The organism is Bradyrhizobium sp. SHOUNA76 (assembly GCF_023006445.1).
Lineage (GTDB): Bacteria > Pseudomonadota > Alphaproteobacteria > Rhizobiales > Xanthobacteraceae > Bradyrhizobium.
The window spans coordinates 1-223 of sequence record NZ_JALBHA010001205.1 but is presented as its reverse complement, the minus strand read 5'-3'; the positions used below and the strand labels follow the sequence as shown (position 1 = coordinate 223).

Genomic DNA, 223 nt, shown 5'->3' with positions numbered 1-223 from the left:
GCTGTTCGTAACCGCCGCTCGCCTCGATGCCGATGCGCTTGACGCGATGCTGTCGCAGCCACGTCAGCAAAGCCTCATGGCCTTCTGCCGTGTTCTCCACCTGCAACTGCTTGCTGCTGCCATCGATCGCCACATCGAGCTTCCGCTTGCCGGTATCGATCCCGGCACAGATCGTGGTATGCTTGGCCATCTTCGTCGATCCCTCCCTTGTTATGCGAACCTA

Annotated in this window: 1 pseudogene; it reads right to left on the bottom strand. The window is 59.6% G+C overall.

Annotated elements, in window-relative coordinates:
- Nucleotides 1–190: pseudogene (locus MOV74_RS40520) on the bottom strand (IS110 family transposase); the annotation flags it as partial.
- Nucleotides 191–223: the final 33 nt, after the last annotated feature.